The organism is Lactiplantibacillus brownii (genome assembly GCF_031085375.1).
GTDB classification, from domain to species: Bacteria; Bacillota; Bacilli; order Lactobacillales; family Lactobacillaceae; genus Lactiplantibacillus; species Lactiplantibacillus brownii.
In genome coordinates, this window is the sequence record NZ_JAVCWF010000001.1 from 1 (window position 1) to 20,156 (window position 20,156).

Consider the following 20,156-nt stretch of genomic DNA (forward strand, 5'->3'; position numbering starts at 1 on the left):
CTGGAACGTAATGACTTATGGAATATCATTAAGTTCTCCATGAAGGGTGATCTTTCATCGATCACTTTTCAGACGTTTGTCGAGCCGGCGAAACCACTCCAACTTAATAATCTACAGATGACAATCGAAGTCCCAACAAAATTGCATCGTGATTATTGGGAAAATAACTTGGCAGCAAAATTTACCGATTATGCCTTTCAAGCTACTAATGAGCAGATTACGCCAGTGATGATAACTGAAGAAGAACGTCAGCAGCTTACGAAAAAATCGCAAGCAACTACCGGTAACGTTGCATCCGGTGAAACGACCGCTGCAACTACCCCCACATTTATGCGGGAAACGAAACTCAACCCAAAGTATACATTTGAAAGTTTCGTCATCGGCAAGGGCAACCAAATGGCTCATGCCGCGGCGTTAGTGGTGTCCGAAGAACCGGGCACGATGTATAATCCGTTGTTTTTCTATGGGGGCGTCGGGTTAGGTAAGACCCACTTGATGCACGCTATTGGTAACAAATTATTAGAGACTGACCCGAGTCGCAAGGTCAAATACGTGACGAGTGAAGCTTTCACCAATGATTTAATTAATGCCATCCAAACTGGGACGCAAGAATCATTTCGTGAAGAGTATCGTAACGTTGATCTCCTGTTGGTCGATGATATTCAATTCTTTGCTAATAAGGAAGCAACGCAAGAAGAGTTCTTCCATACTTTCAATGCTTTATATGAAGATGATAAGCAAATCGTCCTCACTTCTGATCGCTTACCAAACGAGATTCCAAAATTACAAGATCGCTTAGTTTCAAGATTCAAATGGGGCTTATCCGTTGATATTACCCCACCGGACCTCGAAACACGGATTGCTATTTTACGGAACAAGGCTGATTTAGAGAATATCGATATTCCCGATGACACGTTAAGTTACATTGCGGGTCAAATCGACTCCAACGTGCGTGAACTTGAGGGCGCCTTAGCGCGAGTTCAAGCTTATTCGCAGCTAAACAACTCAAAAATCACGACTAGTTTAGTCGCTGACGCCTTGAAGAGTCTCAATTTAAGTAACAAATTGTCGGAAGTTTCTATTCCGGTCATTCAGGAAAAGGTGGCTAAATATTACCATGTCACCATGGCCGAACTAAAGGGTAAAAAACGTAATAAACAGATTGTCACTCCGCGGCAAATCGCCATGTATCTATCTCGCGAACTAACGGATAGCTCATTGCCACGCATCGGGAATGAATTTGGCGGCAAAGATCATACCACCGTCATTCATGCTTATGATAAAATTGCGGCAGCACTAAAAACTGATCCTGATTTACAACAAGCCATTGGCGATTTGAAAAGTCAGCTCAAAGCCTAGTGTGGATAAAAGCTAATAACTCGAAAAGTTTTCCACAACTTATGCACATGTGGAAAACTAATCAGCGCTAGCCTTCAGCGAACTTTTCCACATTACCCACTGCCCTACTATTACTACGATCTTTTAGTACTTAATCTATATATAGACCCGCATCACGAAGAAGAGAGGATTTATCTATGAAGTTCACGATTAACCGATCTGCATTTATTAAAGAATTAAATAACGTGCAACGCGCTATCTCATCAAAAACAACAATTCCAATTTTGACTGGGTTAAAGTTGGATGTTGCTACTGAAGGCATTACTTTAACTGGTAGTGATGCTGATATTTCAATTGAAACCACGATTCCAGCTGACGATGACAACAATACGTTAGTCGTTGAAGATGCTGGTTCAATCGTTTTACCCGCTCGTTTTTTCAGTGAAATCGTTAAGAAATTACCTGAAGATACGATGACCATTGCCGTAACAGATGGTTTTCAAACGCAAATCACTTCTGGCGCGGCTTCGTTTACGATTAATGGCTTAGATCCGGAAAATTATCCGCATCTTCCAGAAATCGACACGACCAATACGATCACGCTAGCCGGTGATGTTTTTAAAGAATTGATTGGTCAAACGGTTATTGCGGTTTCTAGCCAAGAAAGTCGTCCCATTTTGACCGGGGTTCATTTCATCCTTGCAAATGGGGAATTCTTAGCTGTCGCAACGGATTCACACCGTTTGAGTCAACGAAAAATTAAGTTACCAGAAGCGAATAACGCCGACTATGACGTAATTATTCCTGGGAAAAGTTTAACTGAATTATCACGGATGATTGGTGATGGCAATCCTGACGTTCAGATGCGATTGTCCGAAAACCAAGTACTCTTCAAGCTTGGTAACACCTCGTTTTACTCACGATTACTAGAAGGAAACTACCCAGATACATCACGTTTGATCCCTAAAGAATCAAACACCACGGTAGAAATTGAAGCACCAGCATTATCAGCGGCTATTGAACGGGCTTCTTTACTTTCACATGAAAGTCGGAACAATGTGGTGCGTTTTTCAGTCAATCCAACCGATAAAACGATTACGATTTTTGGGAATTCACCTGATGTTGGGGAAGTTACCGAACAGTTGCAACCCGCTGAGTTAGACGGCGACGAACTCGAAATTTCGTTTAACCCTGATTACATGAAAGAAGCGCTCCATTCATTCGGTCAAGCCATGATCAAGATTTCGTTTACGATGGCATTGCGCCCATTCACCTTAGTTCCAACTGAGGAAGGCGAAAACTTTATCCAATTAATCACGCCAGTTCGAACGTTCTAGTTAACTGAATAAATATACAATTGCTAGTAAAAGACCGTTGATTCGTTATGAATTGGCGGCCTTTTTTGTTAGCACTAAAGGCGCGCAAAACAGTAATTAATCAGCGTTACAAAATGGTGAAACTTTTGAAGTTACGAAACATATTTAGTACTCATGCATTTATACATTTAGTTAAAATCAAGCCCTTTTGAACAGAATCGTTGTTGTGTAGTTATCATATTTACTAAAACAATGCATTAATTGTCCGTCTCCGTTGACCAGCTCATTTGCTGTGAGGCAGACCTGCAGCCAAAGAACGGTCTGCAGGGCGCTTTCAAGCCAAAGTACACGTCTTAAAAGTCGGCCAGACACTCACCTGGGTAAAACCACCCAGCTAAGTGTCTCGACACGGCAAACGGGCTGGTCAACTCCGACGTTAAATAGTGATTGTAATCAAAGCATTAGTCATCTTAATATCTCCAAAACTCAATTCATATCATATTGAGATTACTGATTAGTGCAGGGCGGGCTGGATGATGCTCAGTGGTGAAATTTTCCTTTGCTGGTGAACTTCCAGCTTAGGAAAAGCCCGGCTTGTGAGACCGTACTTTGGCTCACAAACGTGGCCACCACGTTCTAGCATCAGTCTAGACCAACCGGAACGGCAAGCTAAACGGATACTTAATAGGACAGATATGATAGCTACGATGTTGGCAGCAACCAAAGTTTTTCAGCACGATTGCGTCAAATTTGATGGTAAGATTGGTATCTAATGGGGATTAGCAACTGTTTGAACGGGAGTAAAAGTTGGGATGGGTCATGCAATCGAACCGATGAAAATGGAATCCAAGCGATTTTTGATGTAAAAAAATAAGCAATTTCGCGAAAATCCGTAAATATTTCGAATTCTAGCAAATTTACCCCTAGGCAAGTACCCCGACATTAGTTTTACTTAAATCGTCTTAAAATGGCTCTGAGCGCGGTTATAAATTGAATTTTCATAGAAAAACAGGTATAATATAAGCTGTTGAGGAGTGTGCAAAAGCACTCGTGCACACGTTTGATAGCTTGTAATTGAAAGTTAGGCAGGTGACATTTTGAAACAGCCAGTACAGATTGACACACCCTTTATTACCTTAGGGCAGATGTTAAAAGAAGAGGCCATCATTAGTTCCGGTGGTCAAGCTAAGTGGTTTTTGCGTGAAACAAAAGTCTTAGTTAATGGTGAACCCGATGATCGGCGCGGTCGCAAGCTCTATCCCGGCGACACGATTGAAATTGCGGATAACGGGTCATTTTTTATTCGCTCAAATCGGACAGAAACGACTGATTAGATGTACTTAGAAAATTTGGAGCTGCACGACTTTCGGAATTACGAGCAGTTAGCGGTGACCTTTAGTCAGGGCGTTAATGTCTTGTTAGGAGAAAATGCGCAAGGCAAAACGAACCTGCTAGAGGCCATTTATGTTTTGGCGCTGACGCGAAGCCACCGGACTGCCAATGATAAAGAATTGATTCGTTGGCAAGCGACGACAGCAACTCTGAAAGGGCGGCTACATAAAGCAACAGGTAGTCTGCCATTAGAGTTGGAGTTAGGCAAAAAAGGCAAGCGGGCCAAAGTGAACCATCTTGAGCAAGCCAAATTGTCGCAGTATATTGGCAATCTTAATGTGATTGTCTTTGCGCCGGAGGATCTATCAATCGTGAAGGGAGCCCCGGCAATTCGGCGGCGCTTCATGGATATGGAATTCGGCCAGATGAGTCCCAGATACCTTTATAACCTTAGTCAGTATCGGGCGATTTTAAAGCAGCGCAATCAGTATTTACGCCAACTCAATCACCATGAAGCTAAGGATAAAGTGTATCTTGGTGTGCTGTCAGACCAATTGGCGGCGTTTGGTGCGGAAATTATTGCTAAACGGCTCGAGTTATTGAAACAACTCGAACATTGGGCACAAGTGGTTCACGCTGAAATTACGCAAGATCAGGAACAACTGAGCTTTCATTATCAGACCCAAGTCGCTGACGAAAATTTGACGTCAGTTGATCAGATTTATCAAACTTTGCAAAAGATGTACGCCCAGCAGCAAGCTAAGGAAATTTTTCAAGGGACCACGTTGCTTGGGCCGCATCGTGATGATTTGCAGTTTAGTGTCAACGGCAAAAATGTGCAGACGTTTGGGTCGCAAGGCCAGCAACGGACCACGGCACTCTCGGTCAAGTTGGCTGAAATTGATTTAATGAAGGCTGAAACGGGTGAATATCCGGTCTTACTATTAGACGATGTGCTATCAGAATTGGACGCTGCGCGGCAAACACATTTGCTGACAGCGATTCAAAATAAAGTTCAAACTTTTTTGACAACCCCAAGCTTAGATGGTGTTGCAAGAAAATTGATCAATGAACCGAAAGTATTTGAAGTTAACCATGGCATTTTACATGAGGAGGAACCGCATTGACCGAAAACGAAAAAGAAACCAAGCTTGAACGCGCTCGTGAATATGACGCCAGCCAAATTCAAGTTTTGGAAGGTCTTGAAGCTGTCCGGAAACGTCCTGGGATGTATATCGGGACGACCAGTAGCCAGGGACTGCATCATTTAGTCTGGGAAATTGTCGATAACGGGATTGATGAAGCGTTAGCTGGTTTTGCTGACAAAATTCATGTGACCGTTGAAAAAGACAATAGCGTTACCGTGACTGATAATGGTCGGGGAATTCCAGTGGGGACGCAAGCCAAAACTGGGAAACCTGCTTTGGAAACTGTTTTCACGATTCTTCATGCCGGTGGTAAATTTGGCGGTGGCGGCTATAAAGTTTCTGGTGGGCTACATGGGGTTGGGGCTTCGGTCGTCAACGCCTTGTCCTCAGAACTAGACGTTAAGGTCTACCATGAAGGCAAAGTTTATTACATGGATTTTGCTCGCGGCAAAGTTAAAACGCCAATGAAAGTCATCGACACTTGTCCTGAAGATGCACATGGGACGGTCGTTCATTTCTTGCCAGATCCAGATATCTTCCAGGAAACCACGACTTATGATATTGATATTTTAACGACTCGGATTCGTGAACTCGCTTTCTTGAATAAGGGATTACAGATTTCGATTCGTGACGAACGGCCTGAAGAACCTACCGAAAAAGATTTCTTGTATGAAGGTGGGATTCGGCACTACGTTGAATTCTTAGATAAAAATAAGACTGTCTTGTTCCCAGATCCAATTTACGTGGAAGGCGAACAAAATGGCATCACCGTTGAAGTTGCTTTGCAATATACGGATGATTATCACAGTAATTTGATGACGTTTACTAACAATATCCATACCTATGAAGGTGGGACCCATGAAGAAGGGTTCAAACGGGCCTTGACGCGGGTTATCAATGATTATGCGCGGAAGAATGGGATGTTGAAGGATAACGAAGCCAATTTATCTGGTGAAGATGTCCGTGAAGGGATGACGGCGGTTGTCAGTGTCAAACATCCGAACCCTCAATTTGAAGGTCAAACGAAGACTAAATTAGGAAACTCGGATGCCAGAGCAGCGGTTGATCACTTATTCTCTGAACACTTTAGCAAGTATTTGATGGAAAACCCTAGCATTGGCCGTAAAGTGGTCGACAAAGGGGCACTAGCTTCCAAAGCACGGGTTGCTGCAAAACGTGCGCGGGAAGTGACGCGGAAAAAGAGTGGCCTGGAAATCAGTAATTTGCCTGGTAAATTAGCTGATAACACCAGTAAAGATCCTGCAATCAGTGAATTATTCATTGTCGAAGGAGATTCCGCCGGTGGGTCAGCCAAGCAAGGCCGTTCACGATTGACACAAGCCATTTTACCGATTCGGGGTAAAATTTTGAACGTTGAAAAAGCCAGCATCGATAAGATCTTGGCTAACGAAGAAATTCGGTCATTATTTACCGCGATGGGAACAGGCTTTGGTGGCGACTTTGATTTAAGCAAGGCCAATTATCACAAATTGATTATCATGACCGATGCCGATGTCGATGGTGCCCATATTCGGACGCTGTTACTAACCTTGTTCTATCGCTATATGCGGCCATTAGTTGATGCCGGTTTCGTGTATATCGCCCAACCACCGTTGTATCAAGTGCGGCAAGGAAAATTCGTTAAATATATTGATTCCGACGAAGAATTGAAAGAAGTCGTTGGTCAATTAGCGCCGTCACCAAAACCAGTTGTTCAACGATACAAAGGGCTTGGTGAAATGGATGCGGAGCAATTGTGGGAAACCACGATGGATCCCGACAAGCGGCGGTTACTTCGAGTACGTGATGATGACGCGGCGGATGCCGATAGCGTCTTCTCAATGTTGATGGGTGACCAAGTTAAACCGCGGCGTGAATTTATCGAAGATAACGCGGTGTTCGTTAAGGACTTAGATGTCTAACAAATCAGGTCAATGATAACGTTCGCTTTGCCGTTCATTAGCCACCGTGACGGGCTGGAACGCTGTGAACACGACTTGAAGCCGTAACCCACGTCTTCAAGCTCGGTTTTCCCTAAGTCACTAAATCGTGACTAAGGGAATTCCACAGCTGAGCCCCGGTGGCTAGTGAACTAATATCCAGTGATGACTTAGGTTGTTGTTCAAAAACCGGTTGGTGAAAGCGACATTCAAAGATAACGACAAAAAATAACGAATTTAAAAGCGAATTGGCAAACACAGATGAAGGAGGATACAAGACTTGGCTGAATCAGATTTACCAAATCGAATAACCGATGTGAACTTGTCCAAGACCATGCGGACGTCATTCTTAAGCTACGCAATGAGTGTTATTGTGGCGCGGGCTTTACCTGACGTACGAGATGGCTTGAAACCTGTTCACCGGCGGATTCTTTACGGTATGAGTGAACTTGGGGTAACTCCCGATAAACCGTACAAGAAATCGGCCAGAATTGTTGGGGACGTCATGGGGAAGTATCATCCTCATGGTGACTCAGCGATTTATGAATCCATGGTTCGGATGGCCCAAGACTTTAGTTATCGCTACATGTTAGTGGATGGTCATGGGAACTTCGGCTCAGTCGATGGTGATGGCGCTGCCGCAATGCGGTATACCGAAGCACGATTGAGTAAAATTGCGGTCGAAATGTTGCGTGATATCAATAAAGATACCGTTAATTGGCAACCTAACTACGATGATACCGAACGGGAACCAGAAGTCTTACCAGCTCGTTTCCCTAACTTATTAGTTAATGGGGCGACTGGGATTGCTGTTGGGATGACCACTAATATTCCACCGCATAATTTATCTGAAGTGATCTCGGCAATTCATTTATTGATGAAAAACCCGGATGCGACAACCGCAGATTTGATGGAAGCTGTTCCAGGGCCTGATTTCCCAACTGGCGGGATCGTCATGGGTAAATCCGGGATTCGAAAAGCTTATGAAACTGGCCGCGGGAATATTATCATTCGCGCCAAGGTGGATATTCAAGAACAAAAGAACGGTAAGCAACGGATCATCGTGACTGAATTGCCATATATGGTCAATAAAGCCAAGTTGATTGAACGTATCGCATCGTTAGCTCGGGACAAAGAAATCGAAGGTATCACGGATATCAACGATGAAAGTGACCGAGAAGGGATGCGGGTCGTCATTGATGTGCGGCGTGATGCCAGTGCATCAGTTATTCTGAATAATCTTTACAAGATGACGTTGATGCAAACTAATTTTGGCTTTAACATGTTGGCCATCGTTAAGGGCGCACCAAAAGTCTTAAGCTTGAAGCAAATCTTGATTTATTATTTGGAACATCAAGAAGATGTCATTCGGCGACGGACGCAATTTGACTTGAAGAAGGCTCAAGCGCGGGCACATATTCTAGAAGGCTTGCGGATTGCGCTGGATCATATTGATGAAATTATCACGATTATTCGCCAATCACAGACGAGTGATATCGCCAAGAATCAGTTAATGGATAACTATGGGTTATCTGACAAACAAGCTCAAGCAATCTTAGATATGCGACTTGTTCGTTTGACTGGTTTGGAACGCGAAAAGATCGAAAGTGAATATCAAGACTTGCTGAAATCAATTGCGGATTACAAAGCAATTTTGGCCAGCAAAGAACGGATTAACCAGTTGATTTACGAAGAACTACTTGAGATTCAACGTAAATTTGGTGATGCGCGTCGGACTGAATTAATGGTCGGCGAAGTCTTGAGTATTGAAGACGAAGACTTGATCGAAGAAGAAGAAGTTGCCGTTACCTTGACGCATAATGGCTACATCAAACGCCTGCCAACGACTGAATTTAAATCACAACATCGTGGTGGTCGTGGGATTCAAGGGATGGACGTTCATGATGATGACTTCATTGAGCATTTGTTGACGACTTCAACACATGATGTGCTGTTGTTCTTCACCAATGCTGGTAAAGTTTACCGGATGAAGGCTTACGAAATTCCTGAATACGGTCGGACTGCTAAGGGGATTCCAGTTATTAATTTGCTGGGAGTTAACTCTGGTGAAAAGATCCAGGCCGTCGTCAATGTCTCTGGTGATGCCAGCGATAGCGACAAATTCTTGTTCTTCACCACGGTCAAAGGGGTCGTTAAACGGACCCCAGTCCAAGAATTCTCGAATATCCGGAGTAATGGTCTCAAGGCTATTACGTTGAAAGATGACGATGAATTGATTGGTGTTACCATCACCGATGGCTCACAAAACATGATCATTGGGACGCATAATGGTTATGCCGTTAGCTTCGATGAAACCACGGTTCGCTCGATGGGTCGGACAGCTGCTGGGGTACGCGGAATTCGATTACGCGATGATGATTTTGTCATTGGGTTCGACATTCTTAAACCTGACAGTAACGTCTTTATCATTACTGAAAAAGGTTATGGTAAGCAAACGCCGGCTGCCGAATACCCAATCAAGGGTCGTGGCGGTAAAGGGATTAAGACGGCTAATGTGACTGAAAAGAATGGTCATTTGGCTGGCTTAACGACTGTCAGTGGGACTGAAGATATTATGGTGATGACTGATCAAGGGGTTATGATTCGCTTTAATATTGCCACTGTTTCGCAAACTGGACGAGCAACCTTAGGGGTCCGGTTGATTCGCTTAGACGATAAAGGCAAGGTTGCCACTATGGCGAAGGTTGATCCAGAACCTGAAACCGATGATGACCAAACTGCAGATAGTCAAGCGGCTGAGACTAGCACCATTGCTGATCCAGCCAGTGAAGCAACTACCGCTGAAGGCGCAACTAATGATTCAGCAGATCAAACACATCCAGATTCAGAATAGGAACTAACGAAAAAGTCGTCACCAGGTTATTTTCACTGGTGACGACTTTTTTTCAGAAATAAAAAGATTTTCCTGAGCAATCGGCGTAAATAATAGGTGTAACGTGATTGGGATTTTTTGTTTTGTCGGCTGCGCCAAACCTTGCAACAAACTAAGTTAGATGTTATACTTTTACTTCGTGAGTATCTAAGCTTGATTAGATTACTTTCCTTGCTCTTTCAAAAGAAGGGGCCTGAAGTCCATAAGGAGGTGCAAATTTCATGAGTGAATCAAAGAAATATGAAATTACTTACATCGTACGTCCAGACATCGATGATGCTGCTAAGACAGCGTTAGTTGATCGTTTTGACAAAATCTTAACCGATAACGGTGCTGAAGTAATTGATTCAAAAGACTGGTCGAAGCGTCGTTTCGCATACGAAATCGGCGGGTTCAACGAAGGTACTTATCATATCGTTAATGTAACGACAACTGATGATGCCCCATTGAACGAATTTGATCGGCTTTCAAAGATCAATGATGACATTTTACGTCACATGATCGTTCGTCGCGAAGACTAATTAATTCGAAATAATTTACGAGAGGAGCACTTCTGTCTATGATTAACCGTTCAGTTCTTGTTGGCCGACTAACAAGAGATCCCGAATTACGATACACTTCTGGTGGTGCCGCGGTGGCATCGTTCACTTTGGCCGTTAACCGGAGTTTTACTAATCAAAATGGGGAACGTGAAGCTGATTTCATCAATTGCGTCATTTGGCGTAAGGCTGCTGAAAATTTTGCAAACTTCACCCATAAAGGGTCACTTGTTGGGATTGATGGCCGGATTCAAACCCGGAACTATGAAAACCAACAAGGGCAACGAGTTTATGTTACAGAAGTGGTCGTTGACAACTTCTCATTATTAGAATCACGCGCAGAATCTGAGCGTCATCAGACTGCAAATGGCGGTAACGGCAGTAGTAATAATGCTGGTTACAATAATAACAATGGGTACAATCGTCAAGACCAAAATGCAGCTCCTCAACAATCTTCATCGAATAACAATAACAATCCTTTTGGTAATGGTAATCCGGCAAGTGCTGCGAGCTCAAATGCGCCAGCTGGTAATGGTAATAATGGTGCCCCAACGAGTGGGTCCAATAATAACCAAGCCGATCCATTTGCCAATAATGGGGATCAAATTGATATTTCGGATGATGATTTACCATTCTAGTAGCTTAGCTACGGATATCGAGGAGGGAAATACCAATGGCACAACAAAGAAGAGGTGGCCGTCGTCGTCGTAAAGTCGACTTCATCGCCGCTAACCATATCGAATATATCGATTATAAAGATACTGATTTATTACGTCGTTTCGTTTCAGAACGGGGCAAGATTTTGCCACGTCGTGTAACGGGTACTAGTGCTAAGAACCAACGTTCTTTAACTATTGCAATCAAACGCGCACGGATCATGGGCTTATTACCATTCGTTTCAGAAGAATAATTCAAGCCAACTAAAAACCACAGAATTCTGTGGTTTTTTATTTTGGCCTAAAATTTGAGTAAAAGCCGGTTAACAACGCTATGTTGCAAGCCAAGTTTGTCTAAAAAATCGTGTGGTAAAAGGAAATTGATTTTACGATCAGGGATAAAGGGTAGTTACGATTGGCTCATGCAGCAGTTGACACTGAATCAATAGACTTTGCCTGAGGCTAATCAATGGCGCCTGATCGTATTTAATTGCCAAAAATTATCGGTTAGCGTGGTTGTGGGCCTTTTCGAGGACAACGCTGAAACGCTACCCTGGTTTGTGATAAAATATAACTATTACTGAGAATACTTGAGGGAATTTCAAATGAAAAAATTTTTTTCGCGCGAAAACATTCCATTTTTCTTACAGAATCAACAATTACGCCTGTTAGCTTTAGTTATTTTGGGCTTGTCGTTGATTACTTTGGTGACCGGTTATTTAATGAATTGGATTTTTGGCACGGTGGTGCTGGTCCTAATTATTATGGCCGGTTTCATGTCGTACAATACGTTAATAGAATTGAGTTCGAGCGCCAATGAGTATATTTCTGACCTGTCATATCGAATTAAACGTGGTGAACAAGAAGCCCTGATTCAAATGCCGATCGGGGTGCTCATCTTTAACGCCGACCAGACGATTGAATGGGTCAATCCGTATTTACAACGTTATTTTGGGAACCAAGATGTCATTGGTTATCGGTTGGAAGATGTTGACGAAGAGCTCGCAGCGGCCGTGAGTGCCAATTCAGAGACGCCCGCGACGATTCGTTGGCAAGATTACCAGTTTGATTTACGCGTCCAACAGAGCACGAATACCCTGTATATGATGGACGTGACTAAATACGCCGAGTTAGCCGACCAATTTGAAGCTGAAAAACTCGTGATCGGGCAGATTTTCTTGGATAACTATGATGAAATCACGCAATCAATGGCCGACACGGATATTTCAAATTTAAATAATTATGTGACCAACGAATTATCTAAATGGACGCAAATGTTTGGGATGTACCTTAAACGATTAGATGATGATCACTTTTTCTTACTTGGCTATGCCAGCAGTTTGCAACGAGTTGAAGCGAATAAGTTCCGCATTTTGGATCGTATTCGTGAATCGACTTCAAAACAAAACTTCCCGTTAACTTTGAGTATCGGGATTGCCTATGGTGAGCGTAACATGAATACGTTGGCCGATCTGGCGCAGAGTAATATGGATTTAGCACTTGGACGAGGCGGGGATCAAGTCGTCGTTAAGGCCGAAGATGAGCCTGCTCGTTTCTATGGTGGTAAAACGAATCCAATGGAGAAACGGACCCGGGTTCGTGCTCGGATGATTAGTCAAACGCTACAAGAGTTGATGAATCAATCCGATCAAATCTTCGTGCAAGGTCATCATCAACCTGATATGGATGCGGTCGGAGCCTGTTTAGGGATTCGCCGGATTGCAGAAATGAATGATAAACAATGTTGGATCGTCTTAGATGAACAAAATCTACATTCGGATATTCAACGGTTATTAGATCAGTTGAAATCAGATGAAAAGATTGAAGCTTCAATTATTTCTCCAGCGGAAGCGTTGGAGAAGGCGACGGATCAAAGCTTATTGGTTATGGCGGATCACTCGAAGCCTAGCATTTCAATGTCCAAGGAACTCTATGAACGTCTTGAAAATCGTGTGATGATTATTGATCATCATCGACGGGGCGAAGAATTTCCGGAAAACCCAGTTTTGGTTTATATTGAACCATATGCTTCTTCAACCTGTGAGTTAATCACTGAAATGTTTGAATATCAATCACATGATGCTGAACCAATCAATAAAATCGAAGCAACCGCTATGTTGACGGGGATTGTCATCGATACGAAGTCCTTCTCGTTACGTTCAGGTTCGCGGACTTTTGATGCCGCCAGTTACCTGCGTTCTGCGGGGGCCGACAGTTTGCTTGTTCAACAGTTCATGAAGGAAAACGTTGATAGTTATTTACAACGGAATCATTTGATTGAATCGGTTGAATTTGTTAATCAGGATATGGCATTATGTGTTGGTGAAAATGATCAAGTCTATGATCCGGTCACGGCCGCACAAGCTGCGGATTCGTTACTCTCGATGTCGGGAGTGGACGCGTCCTTCGTGATTACCCGACGTGAAGATGGCCGAATCGGGATTTCAGCGCGATCTTTAGGTGAAATTAACGTCCAAGTCTACATGGAAAAATTAGGTGGCGGTGGGCATTTGTCGAATGCCGCGACCCAAATTGAAGGTCAATCGGTCGAAGCGGTCAAACAAACTTTGATTGATTTATTGACAGTACCAGATGATAAAAATCCAGAAGCTAATTAGGAGTGAGCACACATGAAAGTTATTTTCTTAGATGATGTACGCGGTAAGGGTCAACGAGGCCAGATCAAGAATGTGCCAGATGGCTATGCCACCAACTTTTTGATTAAAAAGGGTTTGGCTAAAGAAGCCACTAAAACGGCTATTAATACGTTGAAGGCCGAACAAAAATCAGAAGCTGCGCGGGCTGCAGAAGAATTAGCCAACGCGCAGACGACCAAAGCTGCTTTGGAATCTGACGAAACGGTGGTTGAATTAGCAGCCAAGGCTGGGACCGATGGCCGGTTGTTTGGCTCGATCCCTAGCAAACAAATCGCAACGGCATTAGATGATCAATACCAAGTTAAGTTAGATAAACGTAAGATCGAATTACCAGAACCAATTCGGGTTTTAGGTTACAGCAATGTGCCAGTTAAATTGCACCCCGAAGTAACGGCGAAGATTCGCGTCCACGTTGTCGAAAAATAAAAGGACGGACCGCGCATGAACAATGATGGGCTAGATCAAACCCCACCACAAAATATTGAGGCTGAAAAAGCCGTTTTAGGGGCTATTTTCCTAAATAGCGATGCTTTAGTTGAAGCGATGGAATTCGTGGAGTCACAAGACTTTTATCGACGAGCACATCAGATCATTTTTGCCAGCATGGTAACGTTAAATGACCGTGATGAAGCCATTGATGCGGTGACTGTTAGTGATTTATTAACGGCTCAGAATCAATTGGAAGATGTTGGCGGCATGAGCTACATTGCTGAGTTAGCTGGGTCAGTACCCACCGCTGCGAATGCTGGGTATTATGCCAAAATCGTGGCCCAAAAAGCGACGGTGCGGCGGCTGATTAAAACTGCCACAGAAATCACGACGAAGGCTTACACCGAAAATGATGATGTTACCACGTTGTTAGATGACGCTGAACGGGACATTATGAATGTTTCGGAACAACGTAATCAGAGTGGTTTCAAGTCGATCTCAGATGTTTTAAATGCTTCGATTGAAGAAATCGATCGTTTATATCAAAATGATGATGATATTACCGGGCTACCAACTGGGTTTACCGAACTCGATAAGATGACGGCCGGATTGCAACCAGATAACTTGATTATTTTGGCCGCCCGACCAGCCGTTGGGAAAACGGCTTTTGCCTTGAACATTGCCCAAAATGTGGCAACCAAGACGGATACGACCGTGGCTATTTTTAGTTTGGAAATGGGTGCCGAATCGTTGGTCAACCGGATGCTTTGTGCAGAAGGTAGCATCGATGCCGGACATTTGCGAACGGGGCAACTCGATGAAGAAGAGTGGGAACACTTGGTGGTGGCCATGGGGAGTCTCTCTAAAGCCAGCATTTTCATTGACGATACTCCTGGGATCAAAATGTCAGAAATTCGTGCGAAGAGTCGACGATTGGCGAAAGAGCAAGGCAACCTGGGCTTGATCGTCGTCGATTATTTACAGCTGATCGAAGGTGGCAACACTGAAAGTCGGCAACAAGAAGTTTCTGAAATCTCGCGACAAATGAAAAAACTCGCCAAAGAGCTTGGTATTCCTGTTATTGCGCTATCACAGTTGTCACGTGGTGTGGAACAACGCCAAGATAAACGACCAGTATTATCAGATATCCGTGAATCTGGATCAATCGAACAAGATGCCGATATCGTTGCGTTCCTTTATCGTGAAGATTACTATCGCGATGAAGACGGTGACGATGATAACGGCGGCGGTAATTTTGGTGGCAATAGTGGTGGCGGTGACTTCAACGGCGGTGATCCACGTGATGAGGATGACCAAGATGTTGGTGAAGTCGAAGTCATTATTGAAAAGAACCGGGCGGGTGCCCGTGGGACCGTTAAGTTATTATTTGTAAAACCATTTAATAAGTTCTCGTCGGTTTCATATGCCCAAGAGCCACAAGGGTAAGTGTCATAATAAGGATTGAATGATAAGCTGAGTTTGGTTTGCTATAGCCATGACTCAGCTTTTTTTAGTGTTTAACTAAAGGTTGGAAGACTCAAAAGCATCACAAATGTTGTCGTACCGGTAACCTATAAGCCTAAAGTAGACTCACCTAAATTTAGCGCTCCGTCAGTCAAAATCGGTGTGCTGTGGGGGACGGCGCCAGCCAAGGTACGGTCTGACGCCTCAATTCCAAGCCGACAAAACACGTCTTTGAATTGCCCCGCGAGATTAGTCAGCAAAGAACGCCGATTAATCTCGCCGACACTGCACACCGATTTTGATTGACTCCGCTAAGCGTAAATAACTACTGACTTAGCTGGAGGTTGTTGCTGATAGCATCGGACGTGCAGGTAGTGTTTGACCGGCGTTCTTTTGCCGGCCTTACACCACGGACGGTCCGGGAGATTTGCGGCTTTGGCAAAGCTTCCGGACGAGGTTCAAGACGTTTCTATGGCTTGAACCGGTCCCTCGTCCGCATGTTATCGGCAACAACCGGAAGCGGCAGTAGTCGACTAGTTTTCATTACCTGATTGTTGACGTGGTGGCCACGTTTGTGAGCCAAAAGACGGTCTCACAAGCCGGGCTTTTCCTAAGCTGGAAGTTCACCAGCAAATGTGCTGATTCACGAAGTCGGGAAATTAAAGACATATTTTAATAAATATGAACGTTACGGTGCATTAGCAACTGTTATTTTTATTTAATTTTGCTATGATGAAATTAGTGTTTTAAAAAAGGTGGCGATGTAATGGGGCGAAAACAAACGATTGGCATTCCTTGGTTAATCGTGGGACAGTTTATGAATAACATCGGAATGAGCTTTATTTGGCCGTTGACGACGATCTACATGCATAATGTGTTAGGGAAGTCGTTGACTGAAACTGGGGTCGTTCTGATGCTCAATTCCATCGCTAATGTCTTGGCTAGTACAATTGGTGGGCGTGTTTTTGATCGTAGTAATCCCTACATACTGCTATTGATGGGAATTTTGATCAATGGGGTGGCTAACTTTAGTTTGATCTTCTTGCATGGTTGGCCCATGTATCCGCTGTTGCTAGTCGTGACTGGTTTTGCAAGCGGCTGGTTAAATACGATGTTTAATGCCCTCGCGGCGAGTGTGCCACATGATAAAGTCCGCCGAACCTTTACTTTTATGTATTTGGCGGCTAATTTAGGTGTGGTCTTCGGTACCATGTTTGTTGGGATTGTTTATAGCATGGGGATGGCGTTATTATTCAGTATGGTGACCGGCTTGTATGTGATTTTCCTGGTCATTGCTTTTCTGGAATATAACGTCGATTCGTCAGGGGTGACGGGGGTCGATCCGCGTCAAGCCCGGCATATTCCCTTACCTAAAGCGAATGCTCGGATGGTCTGGACTTTCTTTATTAGTTTATTTGTAATTTGGCTATTATATGAACAATGGGTCAGCAATTTATCCGTTCACATGACTGATTTAGGGATGCCCTTACGGAATTACAGTTTCTTGTGGACGATTAATGCCGGGTTACTTGTCATTATTCAAAGCATTCTAAGTTTACTTGGTGATCGGATTAAAAATTTATATTATCAATTTTTCTTTGGCATGTTATTTGTAGGGTTATCATTTTTATCACTCGTAAGTGCACACGACTATTTGCATTTCATTTTTGCGATGGTCTTGTTGACGATTGGAGAGGCGACTTGGTCGCCGGCGATGCCGACACTGGTTAGTCAACTCTCACCGGTCAGTGCTAAGGGACGTTACCAAGGATTAGTGCAAGCGTTCAGTGCACTTGGTCGATCATTAGGCCCGCTATTTGGTGGGGTCGTGATTGATCAATGGTCCTATAAGGCCTTGTTCTTACTAGCCTTTGTGGTCCTATTGATTGTTTTAGTGGTCAACATCGGTGTCGTCCACGTCAACCAACAGCATGCCAAGAATTATTTGAATACTGAAATCAAACAAGAGTGATTGTTTCACGTGAAACAAAATAACGAAAAAGTTGGTGCAAATTTTGAAAGTCATGCGAAAATTGAAGGCTAAGCGAGTCGTCATTAAGGTTGGGACCAGTACCTTGGTTTATCCGGATGGCGCCATTAATTTACGAGCTATCGACCAGTTAGCCTTTGTCATTAGTGCGATGCGTCATCGTGGTCGAGAAGTGGTACTCGTTTCTTCAGGAGCCATTGGCGTTGGCTTGAATTATATGGGATTGAAGCAGCGCCCTAAAGCTATTCCAGAGCAACAGGCGGTCGCAGCAATTGGTCAGACCGAGTTAATTTCGATTTACAAAGAACGTTTTGCGGTTTATGAACAAAAGATCGGCCAATTATTATTGACTCGCGATATTTTCGTTTATCCGAAGAGTCATCATAATGTGCTCAACACGTTTGAATCGTTGTTGGCGCAAAATATTGTCCCAATCGTAAACGAAAATGATACGGTGGCAGTTGATGAGTTGGATCATGAGACGAAATTTGGGGATAACGATCAGTTGTCGGCCATTGTGGCAACGAATATTGGTGCGGACCTATTGATCATGTTGTCAGATATTGATGGCTTTTATGATGGTAATCCGAATGGTGATGCGCAAGCGAATTTATTACCTCATATTGCGCAAGTCGATCAACACACGTATGACTTGGCTGGTGGTAGTGGCAGTCGCTTTGGCACTGGTGGCATGGTGACCAAGTTGAAAGCTGCGGAACGGATGCTAAACGCTGATGGTCAGATGATTTTAGCGAATGGCGCCGATCCAACAATTATTTTTCAAATTTTAGCAGGCGAACCAATTGGCACCCTATTCGGCTAAGACAGTAATCACAACGAGGAGGAAACAACATGGATGTGGCAAGTACGACGTTACAACAGCTCGGTCAACAAGCCCAAACGGCGAGTTATGAGCTAGGTTTATTAAGTACAGCAAAGAAGAATGCCGTGTTATTAGCAATGGCTACGGCGTTAATTGACCAGCAGGCTGAAATTTTAGCCGCAAATGCGGTGGATCTTAAAAATCCGCAGATTGAATCAAAGTTTATTGATCGGTTAACGTTAACGGCCGACCGAATTCAAGCGATGGCGACCGGTTTGAGACAAGTGGCGGCTTTGCCAGATCCAATTGGTAATGTTGATCGGGCTTGGCGGAATGAGGCCGGATTGATGATTGCCAAACAACGCGTGCCGCTAGGCGTTATTGGCATGATATTTGAAGCCCGGCCAAATGTGACCGTTGATGCGTCTGCATTATGTTTCAAAACCGGCAACGCTGTGATTTTGCGCGGCGGAAAAGAAGCTTTACAGTCTAATCAAGCACTGGTTAAGGTGTTACGGACGGCATTAGTTGCGGCTGACGTTGATGAAAATGCGATTCAATTGATTCAGGATACTTCGCATGAAACTGCGGCTAAATTTATGCAATTGACGGACTATATTGATGTGTTGATTCCAAGGGGAAGTGCGCGTCTGATTCAAACGGTGCTTGCAAAAGCAACGGTACCAGTTATTGAAACTGGCGCGGGCAATTGTCATGTTTATGTCGATCAAGCAGCGCAATTACCAATGGCGACCGCTATTGTGGTTAATGGGAAAGTCCAACGTCCCTCGGTCTGCAATGCGACCGAAAAACTGCTGATTCATCGTGCAGTGGCGGCTGATTATTTACCAACCATAATTACTGCGTTGCGTGATCAAGGCGTTGAGGTTCGTGGCGATGCCGCTACCCAAGCAATTGTTCCTGATGTGGTGCCCGCAACCGAAGCTGACTGGGGCACGGAATATAATGATTTGATCATCGCAGTCAAAGTCGTTGATTCTGAAGCAGCGGCCATTCAGCATATCAATCACTACAACACGCAACACTCAGAAGCAATCGTGACTGATAATTATCAAGCTGGCAAATTGTTCCAACAACGCGTTAATGCAGCCTGTGTCTACATTAATGCGTCAACGCGATTTACGGATGGTTTTGAATTTGGCTTTGGTGCCGAAATTGGGATTTCTACTCAAAAATTACATGCGCGGGGACCAATGGGCTTGGCCGAACTGACCTCATATAAGTATGTCATTGATGGCAATGGTCAAGTGCGAAAGTAATTAAAATAGTTATAAAGTGATCGATAACCGGCAGTGAGCTGCGGTGTTATCGATCACTTTTTTATTCCGGAGCGGCAACGCAAACGAATAGCTGTAAATGTAAGCGCTACAAAAAGCTAAGCTATCACATTTAACCTTTGTAAGGATATTGAACGAATCACCTCAAAAAAGGCCCTTATAAAGGGTCTTTTTTTGGTTTAAAGAGATAAGCGTTAAAACCCTTATCAAGACCGAGTTCCTGTGAATAGAGTCCTGGCAACAGTTTGCAGAATTCGGCCCCAAAACCGACAGGAATACTATTAGACCGGCATTCATTCAAAAATTTTGCCTTTAATAAGGCCACCTTATCAA

General features: G+C 43.8%; 15 protein-coding genes. All 15 read left to right on the forward strand.

Annotated features, from left to right (window positions below):
- The 15 genes from dnaA (at position 1) to RA086_RS00075 (ending at position 19,805) form a co-directional block, all read left to right on the forward strand.
- A complete protein-coding gene (dnaA, locus tag RA086_RS00005; protein WP_308701880.1) occupies positions 1–1,359 on the forward strand; it encodes a chromosomal replication initiator protein DnaA in 1,359 nt (452 codons plus the stop codon).
- 176 nt (positions 1,360–1,535) lie between these two features.
- The gene (gene dnaN, locus RA086_RS00010) at positions 1,536–2,675 is read left to right on the forward strand and encodes a DNA polymerase III subunit beta (protein WP_308701881.1); all 1,140 of its coding nucleotides are present in this window, start codon (positions 1,536–1,538) and stop codon (positions 2,673–2,675) included.
- Positions 2,676–3,751: 1,076 nt separating this feature from the next.
- The gene (gene yaaA, locus RA086_RS00015; RefSeq protein WP_308701882.1) at positions 3,752–3,988 is read left to right on the forward strand and encodes a S4 domain-containing protein YaaA; all 237 of its coding nucleotides are present in this window, start codon (positions 3,752–3,754) and stop codon (positions 3,986–3,988) included.
- Positions 3,989–5,113, forward strand: a complete 1,125-nt coding sequence (recF, locus tag RA086_RS00020) for a DNA replication/repair protein RecF (protein ID WP_308701883.1) — start codon at positions 3,989–3,991, stop codon at positions 5,111–5,113. It begins immediately after the preceding gene.
- A complete protein-coding gene (gene gyrB / locus RA086_RS00025) occupies positions 5,110–7,056 on the forward strand; it encodes a DNA topoisomerase (ATP-hydrolyzing) subunit B (RefSeq protein ID WP_308701884.1) in 1,947 nt (648 codons plus the stop codon). Before recF ends, gyrB begins: the two co-directional genes overlap by 4 nt.
- 298 nt (positions 7,057–7,354) lie before the next feature.
- A complete protein-coding gene (gyrA, locus tag RA086_RS00030; RefSeq protein ID WP_308701885.1) occupies positions 7,355–9,928 on the forward strand; it encodes a DNA gyrase subunit A in 2,574 nt (857 codons plus the stop codon).
- 260 nt (positions 9,929–10,188) lie between these two features.
- Positions 10,189–10,488, forward strand: a complete 300-nt coding sequence (gene rpsF, locus RA086_RS00035) for a 30S ribosomal protein S6 (RefSeq protein WP_308701886.1) — start codon at positions 10,189–10,191, stop codon at positions 10,486–10,488.
- A gap of 38 nt (positions 10,489–10,526) precedes the next feature.
- On the forward strand, positions 10,527–11,144 hold the full coding sequence (gene ssb / locus RA086_RS00040) for a single-stranded DNA-binding protein (protein WP_308701887.1): 618 nt from the start codon (positions 10,527–10,529) through the stop codon (positions 11,142–11,144).
- Positions 11,145–11,179: 35 nt separating this feature from the next.
- Positions 11,180–11,416, forward strand: a complete 237-nt coding sequence (gene rpsR / locus RA086_RS00045) for a 30S ribosomal protein S18 (protein WP_057705745.1) — start codon at positions 11,180–11,182, stop codon at positions 11,414–11,416.
- Positions 11,417–11,767: 351 nt separating this feature from the next.
- The gene (locus RA086_RS00050; RefSeq protein WP_308701888.1) at positions 11,768–13,780 is read left to right on the forward strand and encodes a DHH family phosphoesterase; all 2,013 of its coding nucleotides are present in this window, start codon (positions 11,768–11,770) and stop codon (positions 13,778–13,780) included.
- 12 nt (positions 13,781–13,792) lie between these two features.
- Positions 13,793–14,245, forward strand: coding sequence for a 50S ribosomal protein L9 (gene rplI, locus RA086_RS00055; RefSeq protein ID WP_308701889.1), 453 nt, complete (start codon positions 13,793–13,795; stop codon positions 14,243–14,245).
- Positions 14,246–14,260: 15 nt separating this feature from the next.
- Positions 14,261–15,694 (forward strand): replicative DNA helicase, encoded by a 1,434-nt coding sequence (gene dnaB / locus RA086_RS00060; RefSeq protein ID WP_308701890.1) that lies wholly within the window; start codon positions 14,261–14,263, stop codon positions 15,692–15,694.
- Between the two features lie 784 nt (positions 15,695–16,478).
- Positions 16,479–17,684: an MDR family MFS transporter gene (locus RA086_RS00065; protein ID WP_308701891.1), complete on the forward strand. Its 1,206-nt coding sequence runs from the start codon at positions 16,479–16,481 to the stop codon at positions 17,682–17,684.
- A 43-nt stretch (positions 17,685–17,727) separates the two neighbouring features.
- Positions 17,728–18,525: a glutamate 5-kinase gene (proB, locus tag RA086_RS00070; RefSeq protein ID WP_308701892.1), complete on the forward strand. Its 798-nt coding sequence runs from the start codon at positions 17,728–17,730 to the stop codon at positions 18,523–18,525.
- A 29-nt stretch (positions 18,526–18,554) separates the two neighbouring features.
- Entirely contained in the window at positions 18,555–19,805 is a 1,251-nt protein-coding gene (locus RA086_RS00075) for a glutamate-5-semialdehyde dehydrogenase (protein WP_308701893.1), read from the forward strand.
- Positions 19,806–20,156 lie beyond the last annotated feature (351 nt).